This is a genomic window from Arthrobacter sp. P1_B3 (assembly GCF_056406615.1).
Genome location: NZ_JBFTZV010000004.1, coordinates 78,454 through 103,412 on the forward strand (window position 1 = coordinate 78,454; position 24,959 = coordinate 103,412).

Below are 24,959 nucleotides of genomic sequence, written 5' to 3' on the forward strand. Positions count from 1 at the left end.
TCCCGCTCAGGACGCCGCGCGGAGCCTCCGGCGGGCCTCGATCATGAGGCGCAGTAGGACCACCCGGGCGGCCAGGATTACGCGGAGCGAACGCCAGCCGCGCGGGGTGGCATTGCTCTCGTGCAGCCTTCGCAGCAGGGTCGAGGCGTCCAGGTGGCGGATCGAGCCGGCCGTGTTGCCCAGGATCGCCAGCCAGAGGTCGTGGGACTCGCGCAGGTACGCGGGCACCGGGACGAAGCTGCCGAGGACTTCACGGCGGAAGGCCATCCCGCAGCCGTAGTACGCGCGGTAGCCCACCAGGATGCCCCAGAGATTGGCCCGGTGGCGGCCGCTGTCGGCCGCGCGGAGCCGGGGAATCCGGGGACGGTCACCGCCGCCGAGCACATCGAAGTTGCTGGCCACGACGGCGTGCGTCGCCAGTTCGTCCAGCATGGCGTCCAGCCGTCCCTCGATCCAGACATCATCCTGGTCCGCCAGGAAGATCGCGGCGCCGCGGCTGGCCCGCACGGCCTGCTCAAAGGAGCGGACGTACCCCTGGTTGGCGGCGGCCTCGATCAGGCGGATCCGGGGGTCGCCGTGCTCCCTGATCCGCGCCACCGTGTCATCTTTTGAAGCATCGTCCACGATCACGATCTCGTCGTCCGGGCCCAGCTGGGCCAGGATCGAGGCGAGCTGCTCCGCCACGAACTCCGCGCCGTTGTACGTTGCCATGCAGATGCTGGCCCGGAGCGGAACGTCGGGCAACCGGTTCTGATCGTTCATCTGCACCATCCTAGGGGACCGCGGGCAGCGCCTTGGCATCCCGTAGGATCGAGGGACGATGTCTAAGAAACAAGGATTCCGGCTCGAATGAGAACCGTACTGCTGCGCCTTTCAGGGTTCACCATTTTGCCCCTGCTGTCCTTGATCACTCCGCTCCTCCTCATCCCCGTCATCTCGGGCTTCGTCGGCGGCGAAGGAATCTCCAGCGTCATCTCCGGGCAGGCGATCGGCACCTTTGCCGCCACCGTGYTGATGTGGGGCTGGAACGTGGACGGGCCGGTCGCCGTCGCCCGGGCAGCCAGCAGTTCGGACCGGGCCGGCGTCTACCTGCGCAGCATCCGGACCAGGCTCATCCTGCTGGTCCTGACCCTGCCCGCCGCCGCAGCTGTCGCCGCGATCGTGGCCGTTCCCGCGTTCCGGTGGGAAGCCGTGGCCATGACCTGCGCGGTCGCCATCGCCGGGATGTCGCCGTCGTGGTTCTGCATCGGCCTGGGCCAGCCCCGGCTGCTGGCCGTCTACGACACCGTCCCCCGCTTTGTCGCCACCGCGCTGGCGGTCCCCGTACTGCTGATCAGCCACCAAATGTGGTACTACACGGGCCTGCTGGCAGCAACGACCCTGGCCTCCCTCATCGTGTTTCACCGGACCTACTCCCCCGGAGGAAACTGGTGGCCCCGCGATCTCCGCGGCGCCGTCCGCGAACTGGGGGCCCAGGGCCGGACGGCGGGCATCAGCCTTGCCGGCAATGCCTATGCCTCCACGCCCGCCCCGATTGCGACCGCCACCACCGCGCCGGCGGCATCGGGCAGCCTGGCGACGGCGGACACGCTGTACCGCTTCGGCCTGTTCACCGTGGTGGCCCTCGGCAACGCCTTCCAGGGCTGGACCCTGGAACACGGAGCGTCCGGCCGCAAGAAGCGCCACCTGGCGGCCATTTGGTCCCATATCGGGCTCGGCGTGATAGGCGCGGCCGTCCTGACGGTCGCCGGACCGTTTGTCAGCAGCCTCCTTTTTGCCGGGCAGGCCCAGGCCACCACCCAGTTGTGCCTTTACTACGGGCTCGCCTTCCTCTTCCTGAGCGCCAGCACCCCGTTCATCCGCAATCTGCTCATCCCGGCCGGCCAACAGGGCCTTGTGCTTCGCTGGACGCTGATTTCGGCCGTGTTCGGGGTCGCGGCCATGATCTATGCCGGGTCCATGGGGAATGCCCCGGGCATCGCCCTGGGCATGGCCCTCAGCGAAGCCATCCTGTTCGTGACCTTGCTGATCCCGGGGTCGAAACTGCTCGCCACAGAAAGCAAGGAAACCGTTGACGCCGAATGATCCATCCCCGACCGTCGCCGCCGTCGTCGCCGCCTACCGCCCGGACCCATCCCTGACCGACACGGTGCGGGCCCTCCAGCAGCAGGTGGGCCACGTCGTCGTCGTGGACGACGGATCGCCCGCCGGGTCCGAAGCCGTACTGGCGGCCCTCGCCGAGGCCGGCGCCCTGGTGGTCCGTCAGCAGCAGAATTCCGGGATCGCGGCCGCGCTGAATGCCGGCGTGGCGGCGGCGCGGGCACACTGGAACCCGGACTTCTTCCTGACACTGGACCAGGACTCCCGTCCCACCGGCGAGTACGTCCGGCGGGGCCTGGCCACCTACGCGCAAGCCAGTGCCGCCGGTGTCGGCGTCGGATTCGTGACGGCCGCCTCATACAGCGGACACCCGATCCCCGTGCTGCACGCCGACGGCCCATTCGTTCACGCCTTCGATCCGATGCAGTCCGGTTTCCTCATCCCGCGCTCCACGGTCGCCAGGATGGGCCCCTTCGAGGAGGCCCTGTTCATCGACGGCGTCGACTCCGAATTCACCATGCGCACGCGTGCGGCCGGGCTCGCCGTACTGGTGGGCGAAGGCTGTGACATCGCCCACGACCTGGGGCAGCGCGAACCCGGCCGGCTCTTCGGCCGGCCGTTGAAGGTGCTGGGCCGGGAAATTTCCTACAATTACCATTCCCCGAGCCGGGTCTACTACATCTGCCGGAACGGGACGCTGCTGACCCTTCGCTACCTGCGTAAATATCCGGGCTGGGTGCTGCGCCGCCTCGTTGAAGAGACGAAGGCCCACGTCCTTCGCTTTACCTTCAGTCCCGGCCGCGGCAAGCTCCTGCGCGCCGCCGCCGCGGGGTTCGCGGACGCTTTCCGGGGCTCCACGGGGCGCATTCCGGCGGAGCTCGAGCGGCGCCTGCGCTGACGCCGGGGGCGCCCGACGCCGCCCGGGCGGCCCGCGCCAGCGAGGACCCTGCACTGAATTGATATAGTTTGGACGATATGAAAGCCCAACCCTCCCCGCGCGTCCTGGTGATCATGCCTGCCTGGAACGAAGGCGCCGTAGTTGGCAGCACCGTGCGTGAAGTCCTCCGCACCAATGCCCGCTACGACGTGCTGGTCGTCAACGACGGCTCCACGGACTCGACGGCGGACGAGGCAGCAGCGGCCGGCGCGACCGTCCTGAACCTGCCCTTCAACCTCGGCGTCGGCGGCGCCATGCGGGCCGGCTTCAAGTACGCCCAACGTCTCGGCTACGTCCAGGTAATCCAGGTGGACTCCGACGGCCAGCACGATCCCCGGAACATCGACGAAGTCCTCGCGGGCCTTCAGCACGCGGATATCTCGATCGGCGCCCGCTTCGCCGACCGCGGCGAATACAGGGTCACCGGCCCCCGCAAGTGGGCCATGCAACTGTTGGCCAAAGTCATTTCGGGCCTGGCCAAGACACGCCTGACGGACGTCACCAGCGGCTTCCGGGCCGCCAACGAGCGCGCCGTCGCCCAGTACCTCGACCACTACCCCGCCGAATACCTGGGCGACACGATCGACTCCCTCGTCGTGGCCATCCGCTCAGGCTGCACGGTCACCCAGGTACCCGTGGAGATGCGGGCACGCCAGGGCGGGAAGCCCAGCCACAACCCCGTCAAGGCCGCCATCTACCTCGGAAGGTCCGTGTTCGCCCTGCTCTTCGCCCTCACCCGGAAACCCACACGACTGGCCACCGTGGCCGCTGAACCGGCAGGAGCCTAGGGATGGGAAATATCGCCGCCTTCCTGCTGGCGCTCGCCATCGTTGCCCTGGTCATCGAAATGCTCCGGCGCAAAAAGCTCCGGGAGAAGTACGCCGTCCTCTGGCTGATCGTCGGCGTCGCCACCCTGGTACTCGCGGCCTTCCCCCGGCTGCTGAACATCGTCGCCGAATATGTCGGTGTCCAGATCCCGTCCAACCTGCTGTTTGCCATGAGCATCCTCATGCTGCTGGGCGTCTGCCTGCACCTGTCGTGGGAAATCTCCGTCGTGGAGGACGAAACCAGGACCCTGGCAGAGGAGGTGGCCATCCTGCGCACCCAGCTCGAGTCCCTGGAGCAGCACCGCCACCTGTCTGCGCTGGACACGGCCCGCCCCGATCCGGTCGCGACTCCCCTTCCGGCCCCCCACCCGAGTCACCTCCCTGATTCCCGCCCGAATCCCCTCCCTGATTCCCACCTGAATCCCCTTCCAGGGGCGGCCGCACCCGCCGGCATGCACACCACCGACCGCCCCGCTGACAGCTCGGATTCCTAAGATGCCCCTCGATATTTTCATTCCTTACTGGGGCGACCCCGGCTATATGAAGGAAACGGTCCGCAGTGTCCTGGCCCAGGAAAACGGCGATTGGCTCCTGACTGTGGTTGACGACGCCTACCCCGGAACGGAAATTTCCGAGTACATGGCCGGGATCCAGGACGCCCGTGTCCGCTACATCCGCAAGGACGTCAACGCGGGCATCACGGAGAACTACCGCACGTGTGTGGGGATGGCCAGCCAGGAAGTCATGGTCATACTGGGCTGCGACGACGTCCTGCTGCCGAACTACGTTGACGTGATTCTTGCCGCTCACCGGCGCTTCCCCGACGCAGCGATCATCCAGCCGGGGGTGCAGGTCATCGACGAACGAAGCCAGGTGGTGGCCACGCTCGCGGACTCCGTCAAGCAGAAGATCGTCCGGCCGCGCGGCCGCGGCAAGCAGCTCATCGCCGGCGAGGCCATCGCCAGCAATCTGATGCACGGGGACTGGCTGTACTGGCCCTCCCTGGCCTTCCGGACCGACAAGATCCGCGAAGTGGATTTCCGGGACGGGTTCCCGATCATCCAGGACCTCGCCCTCATCATGGACATGATCTACAAGGGCGACCAGCTGCTKATCGAGCCCACGGTGTGCTTCCAGTACCGCCGGCACTCCAACAGCGCCTCCTCAACCAAGCTCGTTGACGGTTCACGGTTCGCCGGTGAACGCGAATACTTCGCCCTGTCCGCGGCGCAGGCCGACGCGCTCGGCTGGCGCCGGGCAAAGCGCGCCGCAAATCTGAGGCTTACGTCCCGGGCGCACGCGCTCTCCCTGCTTCCGCAGGCCGTCCTGGACCGCAACTCCACAGCCGTCAGCGCACTCGTGCGCCATTCCTTCGGCAAGTAAACGCCCCGCAACGAAAGGTCCGCTGTGACTTCTTCTGAAACCTCCGCACGCCCCGGCGGAACTGTCCTTGTCACCGGCGGCGCCGGTTTCATCGGCTGCGCCATTTCCGCGTCCCTCGCTGACGCGTTCGACCGGGTCGTCGTGGTGGACAGCCTCCACCCGCAGATCCATGCCACGGGCGAGCGTCCGGCGGAGCTGGACGGGCGGGCGGAACTGATCGTCGCCGACGTCGCCGAGGCCCAGACCTGGGACACGGTCCTGGCGCAGCACTCCCCCGACGTCGTCATCCACCTGGCCGCGGAGACCGGAACGGGCCAGTCGCTTGAAGAGTCCACCCGGCACACGCACGTCAACGTGGTGGGCACGTCCCAGCTCCTGGACGGGCTCAACCGCCACGGCAAGCTCCCGCGCAGGATCGTCCTGTCCTCCAGCCGCGCCGTGTACGGTGAGGGCGCCTGGAGCGACAGCGACGGCAAGCCTTTCTACCCGGGCCAGCGCACCAGCGCCACCCTGGACCAGGCCCAGTGGGACTTCCCCGCCGCCACCCCGCTGCCGATGAAGGCCTCCGCAACGTTCCCCGCCCCCGTGAGCGTCTACGGCGCCACCAAGCTGGCCCAGGAACACGTCCTGCAGGCCTGGGCCAAGTCCTACGGCGTCGAGACCGTCATCCTGCGGCTGCAGAACGTGTACGGTCCCGGCCAGTCGCTGATCAACCCCTACACCGGCATCATGAGCCTGTTCTGCCGCATGGCGATGGGCGGAAAGTCGATTCCGCTGTACGAGGACGGCGAAGTGCGCCGCGACTTCATCCTGATCGACGACGTCGCCTCCGCGATAGTCGCCGGCGCCGTCTCCCCCACGGTCCAGGGCGAGCCCATGGACATCGGATCCGGTGAATTCCAGACCATCGGCACTGCGGCGAAACTCATCGCGGCTCACTACAACGCCCCCGAACCGCACGTCACCGGACAGTACCGGCAGGGCGACGTCCGGCACGCGTGGGCGGACATCTCGGCCGCGAAGGACGTGCTCGGGTGGACCCCGCAGTACAACCTCGCCCAGGGCATCGACCGCCTCGCCAACTGGATCGACGCCCAGCCCGACGTCCAGCCTGCCTGACCCGGACGGACCCCCAGTGCCTCAGACTGCCGCCGTCGTTTCGCTGTTTAACCCCGACGACGGCGTGCTGGCGAACGCCGCTGCCCTGCTCGCCCAGGTTGACTCCGTGGTGGTGGTCGACGACGGCAGCCCCGAGGACACCGCACGGATCCTGGCCGAACTGGAGTCCATGGGCTGCAAAGCAGTGCGGCTCACGGAGAACTCCGGAATCGCGGCCGCGCTCAACGCCGGAATCACCGCGGCCCTGGCTGCGGAGACGAAACCCGACTATGTCCTGACCATGGACCAGGATTCGCTGCTGGACGCCGGCTACGTCGACGCGCTCCTGGACGCCGCGGCGGCCGCCGCGGAAGCCGGCGTCCCCGTCGGCATGGTCGCCCCGGCCTCGGTCCGGGGCCTGCCCGTGCGCCGCGGCCCGGTCCTCAACGGCATCCAGCTCGGAGGGGAGCCCATCCAGTCAGGACTCCTGGTGCCCGTGCCGGTGCTTGAACGGCTCGGCCTCTTCCAGGGCACGCTGTTCATCGACGGCGTGGACAGCGAGTTCTTCCTCCGGTGCGAGACCCAGGGACTGCGCACCGTGCTGGCCCCGAACGCCGCGCTCAATCACGCCCTCGGCAGCCCGGCCGCAGCCAACGTCTTTGGCCGGGACGTGTCCGTCGGAGGCCGGCCGCTGAAGGTCAGGACGGCCGCCGACTGGCGCTACTACTATCTCTTCAGGAACCGGATCCTGCTCGCCCGCCAGTATGGCCGGCGCTTCCCGCTGTGGACGCTCAAGGGACTGCTGGCCGACTACCGCCACCTGGCGATTGTCACGCTGCTGGCCCCCGGCCGCGGCATTCGGCTGGCGAACGCCCTCCGCGGCGTTGCCGACGGCGTCCGTGGCGTCTCGGGACGGCGCGCGCGGCGCTAGCTGTACTGCGCCGGGAGAGTGGGACTCCGGCGTGAGACCCCGGCGGTAGCCCGCGGCGCTAACCCGCGTTCTTGGCCCGCCGCATGATCGGGCGCTCCACGAAGAACCAACTCGCCGCAGCCAGCGGGATTGTGCACAGCGTGGCCGCCACCGTGAACCACCACACGCCCCAGTGGTACGCCCCGAAGACCGCCAGCAACTGCTGGACGGGAAACGCATAGATGTAGGCGCCGTAGGAGATGTCGTGGCGGCCCACAATGGCCGGCTGGGGAAGCCAGGTGGAGATCCAGAGCAGCCCGTAGGCAATAAAGGGTGCGGCGAGCTGGCCGCCGAAGCCGTCCACGAAGAAGATCGACAGGCCAGCCAGCACGATCGAGACCGGCCCGGCCACCTTGTGGATGCCGATCTTGCTGCTGAGAACCTGCACGACGGCGCCGCCAAGGAAGTACGGGGTCAGGCGTGCGGCGAGCTCGAAATCCAGGTTCGACTGCAGGTAGGGCTTGATGACGCCGATATTGGCCCAGAGGACCACGCTGGCGATGAACGCGGCAATCACGGGCCACGGGGTCTTGCGGACCAAGGGCATGAACCCCATCACGGCGACCATCAGGTAGCACATGAACTCAAAGTAGAGCGTCCACAGTGAGCCGTTCCAGGCGCCCGGATAGGGCACGCCTGCCGGGGTGCCGGCAATGTCATAGCTGACAATCCGCAGGGACAGGTTCGCGAAGATGGAGTTCAGGGGTGTGGTGGCCGTCTGCAGGAAACCGTGCAGCGAGCCGTGTTGGATCACGTAGGCAATCGGGGCGAAGACGAACGCCATGACGATCAGGCAGACGATAAACGCCGGGAAGATGCGGGCGACGCGATGAACCAGGTACCGGCCGATCCCGCTGCCAAAGCGGCTGGCGGTAATCAGGTAACCGCTGATGCCAAAGAATCCGGCCACGGCCCAGCCGCCAAGGTTTTCACCGCGGAACCCCCAGCCGTTGCCGGCGCCGACGACGTGCCAGCTATGCGCCAGCAGGACCGAAAACGCCAGTATCAGCCGGATGAGGTTCAGGCTGTTCTTCCTCGGGTCCAGCCGGCTCCCCACTGCCGGAGCCGGCTTTGCTTTGGGTGTCAGTACAGCTGCGCTCAATCCCGGTATCCTTCGTTGCGTAGTCCAGACCCGTTACTTAGTCCAGACCCGTTATTCTACCTTGCACGGGCCCTGCACCCCCGGCGCAGGGTGCCCGGCCCAGCTGTCGCGTGCGCCCAATCCGGCTCCGAGTTTGCTGTGACCGGCTAAGGTACGGGAGGATTGGGCCCATGCGTGGAATAATTCTGGCCGGCGGTACCGGCTCCCGGCTTCACCCGATCACTCTCGGCATCAGCAAGCAGCTGGTCCCCGTGTATGACAAGCCGATGATCTACTACCCCTTGTCCACGCTGATCCTTGCGGGCATCCGGGACATCCTCATCATCACCACACCCCATGACGCGGAGCAGTTCCAGCGGCTCCTGGGCGACGGGTCCAAGTTCGGCGTCAACCTCACCTACGTCCAGCAGCCCTCGCCGGACGGCCTGGCCCAGGCGTTCGTGCTCGGTGCCGAGCACATCGGGAACGAGACCGTGGCGCTGGTCCTCGGTGACAACATCTTCTACGGCCAGGGCATGGGCACGCAGCTGCGCAAGCATGCCGACATCGACGGCGGTGCCGTGTTCGGGTACTGGGTCCGGGATCCCAAGGCCTACGGCGTCGTGGAATTCGACGACGACGGCAAGGCCCTCTCACTCGAAGAGAAGCCCGCGAAGCCGCGCAGCCACTACGCCGTGCCGGGCCTGTACTTCTATGACAATGACGTCATCGACATCGCCAAGAACCTCAAGCCCTCTGCGCGCGGTGAACTGGAGATCACCGATGTCAACCGGACCTACCTGGAGCGCGGCAAGCTGCAGGTAGAGATACTTCCGCGCGGCACGGCCTGGCTGGACACCGGAACCTTCGACGACCTCAGCGACGCCTCAAACTTCATCCGCACTGTCGAGCACCGCCAGGGCCTTAAGGTCGGCGCCCCGGAGGAAATTTCCTGGCGGCTGGGCTTCCTGACCGACGACGAACTTCGCCAGCGTGCGGAACCCTTGGTCAAGAGCGGCTACGGTGCCTATCTGCTGGGACTGCTGGACCAGACCATCTGACGTGCCCTGCTGTCCTGATGTGCCCGCCAGTGGCGGGCCGCTACTTGTCGGTGCCCGCATCAGCCCCGGGCTGAAAAGTTGAACTGGCTCCAGACGCTGCCATACGTGCTGGAGGCGATGCTTTTCCTCCTGTTGCCCGGCGGCCTGGTAACGGTCAGCCTTGGCCTGAGGGGACTGTCGGCGGCTGCCCTGGCCGGGCCGGTCACGATCTCCATTGCGGCGGTCCTGGCCGTACTCTTGCCCTTCGCGTCTATCCCGTGGACAGCCGCTGCCGTCCTGGCCGGCGGCGTTCTGCTTTCTGCCGTGATCATCGGAATCCGGCTCCCCGGGATCCGGCGCGCTGGCGGCAGCCTGCGCCACGCCTTCATTCCCTGGCACCACGCCGAGGCATCCCAGCACCCCGCGCGCCGAACAAGGAGCGCGGCCCGGGTCGCTGCGGCGTTCTTCGCGGGCGCGGCGCTGATCCTCGTTGAACTCGCCTTGGCTTTCGGTTCTCCGGAGAGTTTTTCCCAGACCTTCGACAACGTGTTCCATCTGAACGGTGTGCGGTACGTTCTGGATACGGGCAACGCCTCTTCGCTGTGGATGTCCAAGATGACCAGCGGCGACGCGGCGCCCTACTTCTATCCGGCAGCCTGGCATGGCCTCGCCGCGGCCCTCGTCCAGCTGACCGGGCTGCCGATTACGGTGGCCGTGAACGTCCTGAACATGACCGTGGCGGCAGTCGTGTGGCCGTTGGGCTGCATGATGCTGACCCGGACGGTGGCCGGCAACCGGCCCGTGGCCGTCGGCGCCGCAGCGATCCTGGCCGCAATGTTCGCGCCGTTCCCGATCCTGCTGCTGGATTTCGGCGTGCTGTATCCGAACTTCCTGGCGATCAGCATGCTGCCGGCCGCCCTGGCCAGCATTGCCCTCTTGTGCCAGGTGGCGCGCCACCTTCAGTGGCCGCCCGCGCCCCGGTTCACGCTGCCGCTGCTGATCCTTCCGGGACTTGCCCTGGCCCACCCGAACGGATTCATGTCGCTCGTGGCGCTCTCGGTGCCGATCATCCTGCAGGCCTACGCACGCCTTGCCGGCAACCGCGAACACCGGTCCCGGCACCGCACCGCCTGGATCCTCGCCAGCCTGGGGCTCGGCGTCGGGGCCGTGGCCCTGTATGTGCTGTGGACCAACATCCGGCCGCCGGAAGATGCCGCGTTCTGGGAACCCGTGCAGACGCCCCGCGGTGCTGCGTGGGATGTCCTGGCGAACGGCGCCATTGACCGCCCCGCTGCGATCGGCGTCAGCGTGCTGATGCTGATTGGCCTCTTCCTGTGCTGGCGGCGCGGCGGCAGGACGTGGATGATCGCCGGTTTTGTCATCACCGGCGTGCTGTACGTCATTGTTTCCGGCACCCTGAAGGGCGATGTGCGCGCCGCGCTGACCGGGATCTGGTACAACGACAGCAACAGGATCGCGGCGCTCCTGCCGCTGACGGCCTTGCCGTTCGCCGCCGTCGGCGTCGACGCCGTCGCCGTCTGGCTCCGCCGCTGGCTTGACCGGCTGGCAGGGTCGCCACAGAGCGCCGGCCGCGGCACCAACGCCGCTTACCTTGTCATCTGCGGCGTGCTCGCCCTGGCGGTCGCCGCGTCCCAGATCCCCTCAATGAGGACCGCGATCGGTTCGGCCCGGAAGAACTACCTCGAGACGGACCATTCGCTGCTCGTCTCAACGGACGAACAGAAGGTCATCGACCGGCTGGACGAGATCGTTCCCGCGGACGCCGCCATCGCGGTGAACCCGTGGACGGGCGGGGCGCTGGCTTATGCGATCGCCCATCGGGAGACCACGGCCAAGCACATCCTGACGGCCAACACGGCCGCCGTCGAAACACTCAACCGGAACCTCCGCAATGCGGACAACGATCCGGCGGTCTGCGCCGCGCTGAAAGCCACCGGTGTCCGCTATGTCCTGGACTTCGGCCCCAATGAAGTCCACTTCGGCGAACATCCCTTCCCGGGACTGGAGAACCTGAACAACTCGCTGGCCGTCCGGCTGGTGCTGGCAGAGGGCGGCGCCCGGCTGTACGAAGTGACGGCCTGCCGGGAGACTTGAGGACTGGGAAATGAGGACTGGGCAATGAGCGCCCCAAGCGCAGTTCCGGCTAGCTGAGCCGGGCCAGTTCGGCCAGTTTGGCTTTCACCGCTTCGGGCTCGGCCGTGTCCGCCGGGAGGGCAAGCGTCACCCTCACCACGGTCAAACCGTCCACCATCTCCACGACGTACTCCGTGGTCCCGGTCAGGCGGTTGGCGGAATACCATGCCTTGGCGCCGAGGTCCGGGACGGGCTCGGGCGACATCATCAGCCGGGGCAGCCCGAGCCCGTCCAGGCCTGCCTGGTCCGGCGCGGTGGTCTTCGACACGATCAGCGCATTCCCCAGGTCCGCGGCCTGCCCGGCAGCGACGGGGGCCAGGGCAAACGTGCAGGCGAGCTCGGCCACGCCGTCCTTCGACGACGCCTGAACGTCGGCCGGCTGAACGTTCCCGGCCACGGCACCCAGCACCCGACGGATGTCCGTCAGCGCCGGCTGCGCGCACTCRGCCCCCGGGGCCGGCACCACCGTACGGCCGTCGTGGGTCAGCGGTTCGTTTCCGGGGGCGACGCCGGACGTCCCCGTCGGCGTCGGGGCCGACGGGGCCGGCGTCGTACCCGCGGCTGAAGGCCCCGGCCCGGGCGCCGGGGCTGCAGTGCAGGCGCCCAGGGCCAGGCTCGCCGCGAGGGCGAGCAGGCCGCAGTAGCGCACCGGACGCCGGCGGCCCGGAGCGCCCTGCCGGGCAGGGACCTCATGTAGAGGGACTGGGTTGGCTGAACTAATGCCGGCGGAGCTAATTGAAGATGTCATACGCGACCCCCATGACAAACCGGTCGCCGGGATGCGCCGTCCTCAGATACTGCAGGAGGTCGCCGTCGTTGAGCGAAATACAGCCCCAGGTGGGGAGGTTGTTGCCGTGGAGGAAAATCGCGAAACCCGCATTCATGGTGATGGGCGCATCCGGTGGCCGGTTGTAATTGATGACGACTCCCTGGCGGTAGTCATGCGACGGTCGGGTCGCGAAGTACCACATGTTCTCGTCCGGGAAGACGTCCGAGCTCGATTCGAAGTACTTATTGTAGTTCCCGTTGAGCCGGCCGCCCCAGCGCGAATAGGGATTGAGGGTCCGGTAGGAAAGGGCCGTTCCGGGGTTGCCCAGGCCGAAGGCCTGGGTGACGGTGAACGATCCCGTCGGGGAGAACATCTGCCAGGTGGGTCCTGTCGCGACGCCAGGCGCGGCGAAGCCGGACTCGCCGGCATGGCCCAGCGCGCCCCACTCCTTCGCGTAGCTTCCGTCCGGCTGCCGGACGCACGTGATGAAGGTGATCCGGGTGGACCGGTAGGTGTCAGCGATCGCGAAGGACACGCGTGAGGCTCCGCCTGTGCGGTACTTCACGGCCCCGGAACTGATGGCCGGGCAGTACGCGGCCGGGGTCAGCCGGTAGCGGACCCCAGTTCCGGGAATCCATTCGAGCCGGCCGTATTGGAAAGACTGGCTGCAGTAACCGCTCCGGTTGCAGGCCTCGGCCGTGACGGGATATCCGAGGGCGCCGGCCTGGGCCTTGCGGGCCGTATAGAACTGTCCGAGACCTCCCCACACCGCCTGGGTGCCGGCACCGGCCGCGTAGTAGATCCGTCCGCGCTGGAAGGCCTGGGAGCAGCCGCCGCCACGGAGTCCGCATTTTTCCTGGCCCGTCGGGTAGCCCAGGTAGCCGCGGCTGCCGCCAAGGGCGAGGTAGCGGGCATTGATGGCGCCCCACACCGGGAAGGTACCGGCGCCGGGAGCGAAGTACACAGCGCCGCGTTGGAAGCGCTGCGTGCAAGCCCCGCCGGTCAGCCCGCACGTCTCGACCGCTATCGGGTAGCCCAGGTACCCCTCGAGGCCGCCGAGGGATTCATAGGTGGCGTTGATGGCACCCCAGACAGGGTAGGTTCCCTTCCCGGTCACGCTGTACAGGCTGCCGTGTTGGAACGCCTGCTGGCAGACTACAGGCGCCCCGCCACAGCGGGCAGCCCCGAGCGGGTAGGCGAGATGGCCCGTGACACCGCCGGCCTTGAGCCAGGCATTTTCGATGCCCGCGGACAGCAGGCGGGCGCCGGTGGCTTCGCTCCAGACAATCGTTCCGTGTGCGAAGCTCTGCTGGCAGCCGCCGCCGGCAAGCCCGCACTTCTGCCCTGCCGTGGCCGGGCCCACGGGGCCCGTGGCGCCGCCGAGGCGTTCGTATTCGACGCCGATGGCGCCGGGGACGCGGATGGCCGCCTCCGCCGCGGCCGGTGTCGGTGCCGCGGTCGCTGCCTTTGCTGTGGGTCCGGCTGCCGTAGCAGCTCCGGACGTCGGCGACGCAGTCGTTTTCGGCGTGGGCGTGGGCGTGGGCGCTGGTGTCGGTTTCGCCGAAGCCGTGGCCGAAGGTGTCGGTTTCGCCGAAGCGGCGGTGCCGGGCGCGGCCGCGGCCGCGGCCGGCGACGGGCTCGACGGGCCCGGTTGGCTCGTTGCCGGCCGGGACAACTGCTGGGCCGGTTGAGGTGCCGGGGAGCTATCCGCGGCGGCTCCCTGGGCGAGGCTTGCCGCCACGATTCCGGTGGCGGCCGCGATCGCCACGGCCCTTGTCATTGTCCGCAGCCGGCCGGGCCACGAGGGCCTCCGCCGCCGGTCTCGCCGCTCCCTGGACCCCACAGCTGTCATTTTTGCTCCCCGCATCCCCCGGTACGGGGCTGAGCCCCCGTTTCGGGCCCATCCTAACGGACGGCCGGGCCGGGAGCCGGCCGGGCACGCCGCTAGAGGGCGGGCCGCTGCAGGGCGGGCCGTTACAGAGCGAGGGACCTGCGCCGGAGCTCGTTGACGACGTCGTGCACTTCGCCGTCCATAACAATCTTGCCGTGTTCGAGCAGGACGCCGCGCTCACACACGGTGGCCACCAGGTCCAGGTCATGACTCACGACAAACAGGGTCTTCCCCATCTCGGAGAGCTCCTTGATCTTCGCGATGCACTTGCGCTGGAAGGGCTCGTCGCCCACCGCGAGGATCTCGTCGATCAGGAAGACCTCGGGGTCCGTATGCACGGCGATGGAAAACGCCAGGCGCAGGTACATGCCGGAGGAATAGAACTTCACCTCGGTGTCGATGAACTCACCGATTTCGGAGAATTCCACGATCGAGTCGAACTTCTCGTCGATCTGCTTTTCGGTCATGCCGAGGATGGCGCCGTTGAGGTAGACGTTGTCCCGGCCGCTGAGGTCATGGTGGAAGCCTGCGCCCACTTCGATCAGCCCGGCGACGCGGCCGCGCGTGCGCACCGTGCCGCCGTCGGGCTGCAGGACCCCGGAAATGAGCTTCAGGAGCGTCGATTTTCCGGAACCGTTGAGCCCCATGAGTGCAACCGTTTCGCCCTGTTTAACCTCAAGCGAGACATCCTTCAGGGCCAGGAACTTCTTCGAGAGGTCGCCCTTGCGTCCCTTCACGAGCCAGACGAGGGCTTCCTTCAGGGAACGGGTGTGGCGGAGTACGAACTGCTTCCGGATATCGGTGCAGATGATGGCGACGTGGCCGTGCGCGGTCATGTCAGAGCTCCTGTGCGAAGTGAACGGCAAGCCGGCGGAACGTCCACTGCCCGAGGAAAAGCACGGCCAGCGTGATCAGCAGGGCGACGGGCAGCCAGAATGTCAGCATGCCCGGCGGCGAGGCGTCGTTGACCAGCTGGTCCGCCTTGAGTGTCGGTTCCCAGAAGGCCCAGTGGAAGACCTCGACGGCGACCGTCATCGGGTTCAGCTGGTAGATCCAGAACCAATCGCCCATCACCTTTTGGACCATTGACCAGAGGTAGAGAACCGGGGAAGCCCACGTGACCACCATGACGATCATGTCCACGATATTTTCGGAGTCCCGGAAATAGACGTTGACGGCGCCGAACAGCAGGCCAAGGCCCGTGCCCAGCACTGCCACCATGACGAAGATCAGGACCACCGCGGCGAGCTGCAGCAGCGTCGGGGCCCACCCCACCACCAGGCACGCGCCGACCAGCACCAGCAGCTGGGGCAGGAAGTGCGCTGCCGACACCCACACGGTGGCCACCGGGAACAGTTCCCGGGGCAGGTAGATCTTCCGGATCAGGTCACGGTTGTCCACGATCGAGCGGGTGGCGTTGGACAGCGATTCCGTGAAGAAGTTGACCAGTACAATGCCGGAGAACAGGTAGATCGCATAGTTCGGCGTTCCCCGCTGCAGGTTCAGGAAGATGCCCAGCGCCACGAAGTAGATCAGGAACTGCACGAGCGGCTTCACGTAGGACCACAGCAGGCCCAGCACCGAGCCGCGGTAGCGCACCTTGATTTCCTTGCGCACCAGCAGCTTCAGCAGGAAGCGGTCGCCGTAGACGTCCAGCAGCCCGTGCCCGGTTCCGGGCTTGATCAGCTGGTCGGTTTGACCAGCCATCTACCTGCCGTCCTCGGAATTCGCCTCGAACGTCTTCTTCCACGCGTCGATCGAGCTGATCTCGGCCACCGCGCGGCGGTACTGTTCAGCAAGGCTGTCCCATTCCCGGAACAGCTTCGCGTGCAGCATGGTCGCCTCGGTCAGCATCGCCTTCAGCTTCTTCGGGTCGCGCTGGTACCACGAGGCACCGGTGCCCTCCGCGTTGGAGACCACAACGCTGTCGTAGTGCGCCACCCGGTACCACCGGTTGTCCCGGTGGGCCAGGTAGCCTTGGGGCCGTTCGGCGCTTTCCGGTCCCGGCGCCTTGATGAGCTGGCGCGCAACGGTCTTGATGCCCCACGGAATGAGCTGCTTCTTGCTGGGCAGCCCCACAACGGTCCCGCCCATCGGACCGCGGCCGATCTTTGGCGCCGGGAAGTCATCGACGTCTTCCTTCAGCTGGGCGTCCGGGTACTGTGCCTTCAGCGCGTTGATTTCCGGCAGCTTGGTGCCGAGCACCTTGTGGAGGTCGTCTGGTCCGTTCAAGAGGTCGCGCAGCGCGTCGATCCGGCCGTGTTCGGTGAAGTACTGCATCGAGACGAGGTGCTTGACGTCGGACTGGAAAGATTCGCGCAGCACGCGGCCGCCCTTGGGGTACGGGCTGTGGATCAGCGTCGTGATCAGCCGGTTGCGTGCGTGGAAGTAGGCCTGCCAGCCGACGAGGTCGTCCTTGTCGATCCAGGACACGTGCCAGACGGCGGCACCCGGCATTGAGACCGTGGCAAAGCCGGCTTCCCGGGCGCGCAGCCCGTATTCGGCGTCGTCCCATTTGATGAACAGCGGCAGGGACAGCCCGATTTCCTGGATCACCTTCGTGGGGATCAGGCACATCCACCAGCCGTTGTAGTCAACGTCCACGCGGCGGTGCAGCCACGGCGTCTGGCGCAGGTTCGCGACGCTGAAATCGTGCCGCGTTTCCATGTCGGCGTGGGGCAGGGCCGGGACGATCCGGTACGGGTCCACGACCTCGCCGAAGGTGTGCAGGACGCTGCGGTTGTAGAGGTCGAACATGTGGCCGCCGACAATTGTCGGCTTCCGGCAGTGGTCGGCGAACGTCAGGAGCCGCACGATGCTTTCGGGTTCGACGACGATGTCGTCGTCGAGCAGCAGGGCGTAGTCGCTGCCGTTTTCGACAGCCTCGAACATGCCGCGCGCGAAGCCTCCGGAGCCGCCCAGGTTTGCCTGGTTGATGACCCGGAGCTTGCCGCCGAGGGCGTCCCGGACGGCGGCGAAGCCCTCCTGGTCCTCGACCTTCTGCGTGCCCTGGTCCACGATCAGGATTTCCTTGACGTTTTCAAGGACGTCCGGGTTATCGGCCAGGATCCGGGCGTTGTTCAGGCAGAAGTCGGGCTTGTTCATGGTGGTGATTTCGAGGGTCACCTGGCCCTTGGCCGCGGGACCGCCCGTGGCCTCCCACGCACCGTTGTTCAGGACCAGGTCCCCGGTGCTGGCGGCCAGGTCAAACCAGTACCAGCCGCCGTCGCCGAAGGGCTTGAGCGAGAGTTCGAACGTGGAGGTGGCGTCGCCGTCGACGTGCTTGCCGTCGACGCGCTGGACCGATCCGCGGGCGTTCGACTTGTAGACCGTGACCGTTCCCGGACCGCTGGTCTCCACGACCAGGCGGACGTCCCGAACCGAGGTCCACCGGCGCCAGTAACTCGCCGGGAAGGCGTTGAAGTAGGTGCCGAACGAGAGCTGTTCGCCGGAGCGCACCCGCATGGAGTGCCTTCCGAGGAGGTCCTCGAAGTGCGCTACCCGGCTCTCGGAGCTGAACATCTGCAGCTTGTCCTCGAGCAGTTTCGGGGTGCGGGCGAATTCGTCGTTCTCCCGGAGCCGGATGCCGCTGGCTGTGCCAGCGTCAACGTAGAGGGGTACGGTGTCGGTCTGGTCGGTCGATGGCAGGATGACCCGCTGAATCGGGTTCCAGCCGGGTGTCGTTTCAGCGGCGCTCATGCGTCCACTCCTCCGCTTTCAATCGTGGCGCCGGCCTCGAAATGCGGCCGGATCTTGTTCTCGAACATGGTCAGGGCAGAGCCGATGGCCATGTGCATGTCCAGGTATTTGTACGTGCCGAGTCGTCCGCCGAAGAGGACATCCTTCTCGGCTGCCGCGAGGTCCCGGTACTTGAGCAGGCGATCCCGGTCCGCGGCGGTATTAATCGGGTAATAGGGCTCGTCGCCCTTCTCCGCCGCACGGGAGAATTCGCGCATGATGACGGTCTTCTCCGTCTGGTAGTCGCGTTCCGGGTGGAAGTGGCGCGGTTCGATGATGCGCGTGAACGGCACGTCGTCGTCGTTGTAGTTGATCACTGAGGTGCCCTGGAAATCGCCGACGTCGAGGACTTCTTCCTCGAAGTCGATGGTTCGCCAGGAGAGATCGCCTTCGGCGTAGTCGAAGTACCGGTCAACGGGCCCCGTGTAGATGACCGGGATGTTGCCGACCACCTTGTTTTTGCTGTACTCATGCGACTCGTCGAAGAAGTCCGTGTTCAGCCGGACCTCGATGTTCGGGTGCTCGGCCATCTTCTCGATCCAGGCCGTGTAGCCGTTGGTCGGCAGGCCCTCGTACTTGTCGTTGAAGTACCGGTTGTCATAGTTGTAACGGACAGGAAGGCGCGAAATGATGCCCGCGGGCAGGTCCTTGGGATCCGTCTGCCACTGCTTGCCGGTGTAGTGCTTGATGAACGCCTCGTAGAGCGGCCGTCCGATGAGCTGGATGCCCTTGTCGTTCAGGTTCTGCGGATCGGTGCCTGCCAGTTCGCCGGACTGTTCCTTGATCAGTTCCTGCGCCTGGCCGGGGGTGAGGTTGGCCCGGAAGAACTGGTTGATCGTGGCCAGGTTGATGGGCAGGGAGTAGACCTCGCCCTTGTGCACGCCGTACACCTTGTGGACGTAGTTCGTAAACGTGGTGAAGCGGTTCACGTACTCCCACACACGGTCGTTGGAAGTGTGGAAAAGGTGCGCACCGTAGCGGTGCACCTCGATGCCGGTCTGCTCTTCCTTTTCGCTGTAGGCATTGCCGCCGATGTGGTGGCGGCGGTCGATGACGACTACCTTCAAGCCCAGCTCCGTGGCGGCCTGTTCTGCGATTGTCAGGCCAAAGAAGCCCGACCCTACGATGACGAGGTCAGCGGTCACAAACTCTCCTGATTCGAATGCGGGCAGCCCAATGTTGCGCATTGTCTGCTGCACTAGCCTACCCGAGGCTCCATTGCAGTCGGCGCCCGGCCCCCGCCGCGCGGCCCGCGTCCGGCCCGTGTCCGGAGCTCGTACGGAGCGCGCTCGGAGCCGGCCGGGGCGCGTACGGGGCGCGCTCGGAGCCGTCTGGCCCGTCGCCGGGCTGCCCCCGTTTATCCACATGGCCTAATTTCCGGCGCGCAGCCGGGCCGAGGCATCCCTAACGTGGAACCCGGGCCGCCACGCAGGAAAGGATGCCCCGGATGATCTTCCACTGCACTCTCGCACCTTGCACCCTCATGGCAGGTTCGACGCCGGACGGGCAGCTCATTGAGCTGTCCGTCGAGGTCCCGGAGCCCTGCCCGGGCGCGGACCTGGAGGCCGCCATCGCCCGGCGCTACGGGACCGGCGGGCTGTCCGTCCGGGGAGCCCCGGTCACCGCTCTGACGGTTGGCGTGCCTCCCCTGGTCCAAGGTGCCGTATTGGTTGACGGTGCGTTGGCCGACGGTGCAGGGGTCGTTAATACGTCGGGCGCAGCATCCCGCCCCGGACCCGGCCACCCCGAAACAGCCACTTTGCTGCTCGCAGTGGACAGCGGTCCCGGCGCGGGCACGCTTGTCGCGCTGCGCCGGGGCCAGCTCCGGATCGGACGCAGCGGTACCGAGATCGTGATCCCGGATGCCGCACTTTCCCGGGAGCACGCGCGCCTGGACGTCTCGGACTCGGACGTCACGATCGTGGACCTCGGCAGTGCGAACGGAACCAGCGTCGACGGCCGGAAAGTGCGAATGGCCCCGGTGACCACGGCGTCCGCGATCCGCTGCGGCGACTCCACCATCTCGCTCCGGCTCGGCCCGCCGGTGGTGCCCAATGCTGCCGCGGACTCCGTGACGGCGCTTGCGGGCTCCAGCGTTGCCGCGCCGCTGGTCGTCCGGGGCAACGCCGCCCCCGGCCACCGGGCCGCCGTGGCGTTGACGGCGGTGCTGCCGCTCCTGGTCGGCATCGGTCTGGCGCTTCTCACCGGCATGTGGATGTTCCTGGCCTTCACCGCAGTCTCAGGCGTATCCGTCCTCGTCCCGTTCCTGTCGGGCCGCCGCCAGCGCCGCGAGCTCAACGCAGCTGTGGCGGAGGCCGCCCTGCAGGACAGGGAACGACGCCGGCGTGCGGCTCCTTCCGCGGCGGACCTGGTCATCGGTTGCGTGGCCGGGGCACCCCCGGCTGCCTGTGCACCTCACGGGGAGCCAGCGGACGTCTGCCTGCGGCTCGGGCTGGCGGATCAGGCGGCGAACATCCGGCTGGAACCACCCGACTCCGGCTTCCGGCCGCCGCCGCTCGGCCAGGTGCCCCTGACCTTGGACCCGCCGCCGGCGGTGGTGACCATCCACGGCCCGGCGCCGGCCGTGGCCGGGCTGGTGCGCTCGTTCATCCTGCAGCTGGCTGCCTATCCCCTCGGCGGCAGCACCCGCCTGGTGCTGCATGGCCCGGCGGACACGGTGCCGTTGTCAGCGCGTTTCCTGCCCCGGGTCACGTTGTCCGCAAATGACGCCACCACCGCGACCCTGTTGGCTGCCGGTCCCGGCGGATTGAATGGCGGTCCGGGCGAGGGATTCGACCGCGGAGTCCTCATCCTTTGGGACACTCCCGGCCAGTCAGGGGCCTCGCCCGGGCCGGACAACGCTGATGCCGGGCCGGCGTTCCGGACCCTGGCCGCGGCACACGGGTGGAGCGTGATCGAGTGCTCGCCGGAGCAGGGTCCCGCAGAACACCCCGGCATTGTCCTCGGCCGGCGCAGCACCCTCATCACCGCCGGGGCCCCGCCCCAGGACTTCGTCCCGGATCTGGTCCCGGCGGTGGTCTTTGACCGCTTTTGCCGAGGCATCAATGCCACACGGCGCACTCCGAAGGCTCCCCCGCCGTCCATCCCACGGCACTGCAGCCTGGCCGATGTCCTTCCCCTCGCGGCGCCGGACATCTCCCGGCGGTGGTCCCGGACCGGCGCCGAGTCCGGACTGGGCACAGCGGTCGGCACGGGGAGCCAGGGGACCCTGCAGATCGACCTGAAGGCGGACGGTCCGCACTTCCTGGTTGCAGGGACCACCGGTTCCGGGAAGTCGGAGTTTTTGCGGACTCTTGCCGCCGGCCTCGCGGCTGGCCATCCGCCGGACCGGGTCAACCTGCTCTTCATCGATTTCAAGGGCGGCTCGGGCCTGGGCCCGCTGACCGGGCTCCCGCACTGCGTGGGCATGCTGACGGATCTGGGCGCTGCGCAGGTGGAGCGGACGCTCGTTTCATTGCGGGCAGAGGTCCGGCGGAGGGAGGAACTGCTCGCCCGGGTGAATGCCCCGGATCTCGCGGCTTATGAGTCGTCGCCGGCGGCAGGCCCGCAAGTCCCCTATCTGGTCATCGTCGTGGACGAGTTCAGGATCCTCGTGGACGAAGTGCCCGGCGCCCTCTCAGAGCTCATGCGGATTGCCGCCATCGGCCGGTCACTGGGAATCCATCTCATCATGGCCACGCAGCGCCCGCAGGGAGCCCTGAACGCCGATATCAGGGCCAACGTCACCACCCGCATCGCCCTCCGCGTCCAGTCCGGCCCCGAATCGTTCGACATCATGGGCTCCGGGCAGGCGGCCGCCATCCCCATCGCAAGTCCCGGGCGCGCGTTCCTGATCCGCGGCGCACAAGCCCCGGAGGAGTTCCAGACGGCCACCCTGACGCCCCGGACCGCCGTGCGGTCAGACGGAGCGGTCACGGTGCGCACGGTCACGGACCATCTCACGGGGCCGCCGGCAGTAGCCGATCGCCTGACCGGCGGCTCCTGCAACGATGAAGCCCACGACAGCGGCGCGGCCCTGACGCCGGCACACGGGGCGGCGCCGCTCATCGACGCCGCCGTGGGCCTGTGGCAGGAACTCGGCGGCCGGCCGCCCCGCCGGCCGGTGGCAGATCCCCTGCCGGCCCTGCTGCCGGATCCGGGTCCCGGGCCCTCCGACCGGGACACGGTCCGGCTGGGGCTGGTGGACCTGCCGGAACTCCAACGCGTCAAGGAGCTGGGCTGGAGTCCTGCCGGGCACGGGCATCTGGGCCTTGTCGGCGCTGAAGCCGGCGCCAGCGACGCCGCCCTGGCCCTCGCTGTCGATCAGCTCCTGGCCGGCCGTGTGGAGTCGCACCTCTACATTCTCGACGCCGCCGGTGTTTTCAACGCCGCCGCGACGGCGCCCCGGGTCGGCGCGGTGGCCGGCCTGCATGAATTGCGCCGGGCCGCCAGGGTGCTGAGGCGGGTGGCCGAAGAAGTCACGTCACGGCTGAGTGCGCCCGCGGCCTGGTCGCGGACCCGGCTGGTCCTGGTGCTCAGTGGCTGGGGCGCCTGGGTTTCGGCTTTTCGTTCCGGACCGCAGGCATGGGCCGAAGAACTCGTTCATGACATTGTGCGGGACGGCCCCCGGGCAGGGATAACGGTCATCGTCTCTGGCGAGCGCGAGCTGGTGACCGCCAGGTTTTTCGGGGGCCTGCCCAACCGGATCTTCTTTCCCGCAGGCTCTACCGACGAGGGCCGCCTTGCGTGGCCCCGGCTTCCGGCGTTGGAGCCGGTCCCCGGCCGCGTGGCCGTGTTCGGTGTTTTTGTGCCGGCCCCTCTGGCGACCGGGCACGCGGCCCAACTGTTCGAACCGACGGCCGCGGGCGGGCAGTGCCCCATAGGCGGAGCCGTCACGACGAGGCCCTTCCGGGTGGACGCGTTGCCTGTGTTCGTGAGAGTGGACGAGGTGCTGGCCCACTGCGGCACCCCCGGGCCAGGGCAACGGATTCCGCCGCCCGCTGGCTTGCCCGCAGCCATGCCTGGCGCCGCGCACTCCCCCGTCCCAGCGGCGGCACTGCTGCTCGGGCTCGGCGGAGACGAACTCCGGCCGCACGGGATTCGGCTACCGGCAGGCAGCGTCCTCGCGGTCCTCGGCGGCCCGGGTTCCGGAAAAAGCACGCTGCTGGCCGCGCTCCCGGGAATGAACCCGACGTGCACCTGGCTCGCGCCCCGGCCGGGGTCCGAACCCGGCCAGTACTGGTCCCGGCTCCGCGCCAGCGCACTCGCGGGCACCCTGGACCGGACAGCGATTGCGCTCGCAGACGACGCCGACCTGCTGGCACACGAAGCCAACAGCGCCCTGGCGGCCCTGAACAGTCTGGGCTGGAGGGTGATCCTCACGGCAGGATTCGGCCCGGGCTTTGGGCAACGGGTGGATCTCGCTGCCGTCGCGCGCAGCCAGGGACGGGCGGTCCTGATTCGCCCGCGGGGGCTCCTGGACGGCGAGCCGTTCGGGGTCCGGATCGAACCAGAGCACAGTCCTCCGCCGGGACGCGCCGTCGTCATTTCCGACGGCCAAGCTACGCCGGTCCAGCTGGCTGCCCCGTGCTCTCCTGTTCAGCTGGGGGCTGCCCTCCCGCTGGCTCCGATCCGGCCTGCCGGCGGACCGGACCGGGTCTCCCCCGGGCAGGTCCGGCTCTCCCCCGGGCAGCACGCCGCGCGGGACGGCCCGTTACAGGGCGGGCGGGGCCCCTGCTGCCCGTGACGCGAACGCTATGACCCGCTTGTCGAACAGGAGCACGATCGCCGTCACGGCGGGGATCAGCATGGCCAGTCCGGCCAGCGGATAGCCTCCGGTCAGCGTCGGGAAGCCAATGGTCAGCACGAAGAGCTGGGCCACCAGGGCACCTGCCCGCGGCCAACGGAAGCCCCGCAGCAGGAAGCGTGCCACGGCAAAGAGCCATGCGGAGAACGCCAGCAGCAGGCACAGCGTGAAGACGGCACCCCAGAAGGAAAGCACCGGGGCTCCGGTCAGGAGTTGGGTCCCGTACCAGCCGCCGGCCACGAGCAGCGCCAAGGCCTCCAGCGCGACGACGACGGCGATGACAACAATTCCTCTTGGCCGCACAGAGTCTCCGGCAGCGGCTCCGGCAGGGGTTCCGTCCGGATGCCGGCGCGAACTTTCGCCGGGATGCTCGCCGTCACTGTCGCCGCGGCTCTCTCCGGGATTCTCGTCGCCGCGGCTCTCTCCGGGATTCTCGTCGCGGCGGCTCTCTTCGGGATTCTCGTCGCGGCGGCTCTCTCCGGGATCTTCACCGGGGCGTTCGCTGGGATTTTCACCGGGGTTTTCACGGGGGTCTTCAGGGTTCACAGGGGGCCTTGACACACTGGCACACTACCGGACATAGTCGTCTAGATGTGAGGACGCCGCCACTGAATGTGATGCATCGCTCACGGTCTCGAGGCATCTTGACCTCTATTACCCCTTGTTTACACAGCGTTAACATGACACGCTTAATCCAGATGACCGAGGGGGCCCCAATGGGCCCTTTTCTTATGAAGCCTCTAGTGAATAATTTCACAAAGGCGTTTAACGAGTTCCCACGAATGGAGTGACTGATCAGCATGGATTGGCGTAACCGCGCAGCCTGCCTTGACAAGGACCCGGAGCTGTTCTTCCCCGTTGGAAACACGGGCCCTGCCCTCCTGCAGATCGAGGAAGCGAAAAGTGTTTGCCGCCGCTGCCCCGTTGTGGATACCTGCCTGCAATGGGCTTTGGAGTCCGGCCAGGACGCCGGAGTGTGGGGCGGCATGAGCGAGGACGAGCGCCGCGCCCTGAAACGCCGCGCTGCACGGGCACGACGCGCTTCCTGATCCCGCTGCCCAAGCACCGGCAGCTACAGCGCCGGCAGCCACCGAACGACCCTGCAGCAATGGCCGCGGACCCTAAGGTCCGCGGCCATTGCCCGTTTAAGCCGCCGGGTGCAACG

Annotated in this window: 21 protein-coding genes; 12 read left to right on the forward strand and 9 right to left on the reverse strand. The window is 67.7% G+C overall.

What is annotated here, in order from left to right:
* Positions 1–6 precede the first annotated feature (6 nt).
* The gene (locus AC1D2F_RS06020; RefSeq protein ID WP_476966395.1) at positions 7–762 is read right to left on the reverse strand and encodes a glycosyltransferase; all 756 of its coding nucleotides are present in this window, start codon (positions 760–762) and stop codon (positions 7–9) included.
* Between the two features lie 87 nt (positions 763–849).
* On the opposite strand from AC1D2F_RS06020, the gene AC1D2F_RS06025 reads away from it, so the two are divergent.
* From AC1D2F_RS06025 to AC1D2F_RS06055, 7 genes are all read left to right on the forward strand, one after another.
* Positions 850–2,085 (forward strand): polysaccharide biosynthesis protein, encoded by a 1,236-nt coding sequence (locus tag AC1D2F_RS06025; RefSeq protein WP_229994913.1) that lies wholly within the window; start codon positions 850–852, stop codon positions 2,083–2,085.
* Complete coding sequence (locus AC1D2F_RS06030) at positions 2,072–2,998, forward strand: glycosyltransferase (RefSeq protein ID WP_229994912.1); 927 nt, start codon at positions 2,072–2,074, stop codon at positions 2,996–2,998. The genes AC1D2F_RS06025 and AC1D2F_RS06030 overlap by 14 nt, the downstream gene beginning before the upstream one ends.
* Before the next feature lie 77 nt (positions 2,999–3,075).
* On the forward strand, positions 3,076–3,825 hold the full coding sequence (locus tag AC1D2F_RS06035; RefSeq protein WP_229994911.1) for a glycosyltransferase family 2 protein: 750 nt from the start codon (positions 3,076–3,078) through the stop codon (positions 3,823–3,825).
* A 2-nt stretch (positions 3,826–3,827) separates the two neighbouring features.
* Complete coding sequence (locus tag AC1D2F_RS06040; RefSeq protein WP_364745878.1) at positions 3,828–4,358, forward strand: DUF2304 domain-containing protein; 531 nt, start codon at positions 3,828–3,830, stop codon at positions 4,356–4,358.
* A gap of 1 nt (position 4,359) precedes the next feature.
* Complete coding sequence (locus tag AC1D2F_RS06045) at positions 4,360–5,247, forward strand: glycosyltransferase family 2 protein (RefSeq protein ID WP_229993144.1); 888 nt, start codon at positions 4,360–4,362, stop codon at positions 5,245–5,247.
* Positions 5,248–5,271: 24 nt separating this feature from the next.
* On the forward strand, positions 5,272–6,366 hold the full coding sequence (locus tag AC1D2F_RS06050; protein ID WP_229993145.1) for an NAD-dependent epimerase/dehydratase family protein: 1,095 nt from the start codon (positions 5,272–5,274) through the stop codon (positions 6,364–6,366).
* Between the two features lie 16 nt (positions 6,367–6,382).
* Positions 6,383–7,276 (forward strand): glycosyltransferase, encoded by an 894-nt coding sequence (locus AC1D2F_RS06055; RefSeq protein ID WP_229993146.1) that lies wholly within the window; start codon positions 6,383–6,385, stop codon positions 7,274–7,276.
* Between the two features lie 58 nt (positions 7,277–7,334).
* On the opposite strand, the gene AC1D2F_RS06060 is transcribed toward AC1D2F_RS06055, so the two are convergent.
* Positions 7,335–8,417 carry an acyltransferase family protein gene (locus AC1D2F_RS06060; RefSeq protein WP_229993147.1) on the reverse strand — a complete coding sequence of 361 codons (1,083 nt, stop codon included), beginning with the start codon at positions 8,415–8,417 and terminating at the stop codon, positions 7,335–7,337.
* A 170-nt stretch (positions 8,418–8,587) separates the two neighbouring features.
* Here AC1D2F_RS06060 and rfbA point away from each other — a divergent pair, with 170 nt between their 5' ends.
* A complete protein-coding gene (gene rfbA, locus AC1D2F_RS06065) occupies positions 8,588–9,457 on the forward strand; it encodes a glucose-1-phosphate thymidylyltransferase RfbA (protein ID WP_229993148.1) in 870 nt (289 codons plus the stop codon).
* A gap of 78 nt (positions 9,458–9,535) precedes the next feature.
* Positions 9,536–11,551, forward strand: a complete 2,016-nt coding sequence (locus AC1D2F_RS06070) for a DUF6541 family protein (RefSeq protein WP_229993149.1) — start codon at positions 9,536–9,538, stop codon at positions 11,549–11,551.
* Positions 11,552–11,600: 49 nt separating this feature from the next.
* On the opposite strand, the gene AC1D2F_RS06075 is transcribed toward AC1D2F_RS06070, so the two are convergent.
* From AC1D2F_RS06075 to glf, 6 genes are all read right to left on the reverse strand, one after another.
* On the reverse strand, positions 11,601–12,338 hold the full coding sequence (locus tag AC1D2F_RS06075) for a hypothetical protein (protein WP_229993150.1): 738 nt from the start codon (positions 12,336–12,338) through the stop codon (positions 11,601–11,603).
* Entirely contained in the window at positions 12,322–14,139 is a 1,818-nt protein-coding gene (locus AC1D2F_RS06080) for a L,D-transpeptidase family protein (protein ID WP_476966396.1), read from the reverse strand. The genes AC1D2F_RS06075 and AC1D2F_RS06080 overlap by 17 nt, the downstream gene beginning before the upstream one ends.
* Positions 14,140–14,333: 194 nt before the next feature.
* Positions 14,334–15,086, reverse strand: a complete 753-nt coding sequence (locus AC1D2F_RS06085; protein WP_229993152.1) for an ABC transporter ATP-binding protein — start codon at positions 15,084–15,086, stop codon at positions 14,334–14,336.
* A gap of 1 nt (position 15,087) precedes the next feature.
* Positions 15,088–15,957: an ABC transporter permease gene (locus tag AC1D2F_RS06090; RefSeq protein WP_229993153.1), complete on the reverse strand. Its 870-nt coding sequence runs from the start codon at positions 15,955–15,957 to the stop codon at positions 15,088–15,090.
* A complete protein-coding gene (locus AC1D2F_RS06095; RefSeq protein ID WP_229993154.1) occupies positions 15,958–17,949 on the reverse strand; it encodes a glycosyltransferase in 1,992 nt (663 codons plus the stop codon). It abuts the gene before it with no gap.
* Positions 17,946–19,133 (reverse strand): UDP-galactopyranose mutase, encoded by a 1,188-nt coding sequence (gene glf, locus AC1D2F_RS06100; protein WP_229993155.1) that lies wholly within the window; start codon positions 19,131–19,133, stop codon positions 17,946–17,948. The genes AC1D2F_RS06095 and glf overlap by 4 nt, the downstream gene beginning before the upstream one ends.
* A 302-nt stretch (positions 19,134–19,435) precedes the next feature.
* Here glf and AC1D2F_RS06105 point away from each other — a divergent pair, with 302 nt between their 5' ends.
* Entirely contained in the window at positions 19,436–23,734 is a 4,299-nt protein-coding gene (locus tag AC1D2F_RS06105; protein WP_476966397.1) for an FtsK/SpoIIIE domain-containing protein, read from the forward strand.
* Here the strand turns inward: AC1D2F_RS06105 and AC1D2F_RS06110 are convergent.
* Entirely contained in the window at positions 23,702–24,097 is a 396-nt protein-coding gene (locus AC1D2F_RS06110; RefSeq protein ID WP_229993157.1) for a hypothetical protein, read from the reverse strand. The genes AC1D2F_RS06105 and AC1D2F_RS06110 overlap by 33 nt on opposite strands.
* Positions 24,098–24,160: 63 nt before the next feature.
* Between AC1D2F_RS06110 and AC1D2F_RS06115 the strand changes: the two genes are divergently transcribed.
* Together AC1D2F_RS06115 and AC1D2F_RS06120 are read left to right on the forward strand one after the other, a co-directional pair.
* Entirely contained in the window at positions 24,161–24,352 is a 192-nt protein-coding gene (locus AC1D2F_RS06115; protein WP_364745857.1) for a hypothetical protein, read from the forward strand.
* A 242-nt stretch (positions 24,353–24,594) separates the two neighbouring features.
* Entirely contained in the window at positions 24,595–24,843 is a 249-nt protein-coding gene (locus AC1D2F_RS06120; protein WP_003804966.1) for a WhiB family transcriptional regulator, read from the forward strand.
* Positions 24,844–24,959 lie beyond the last annotated feature (116 nt).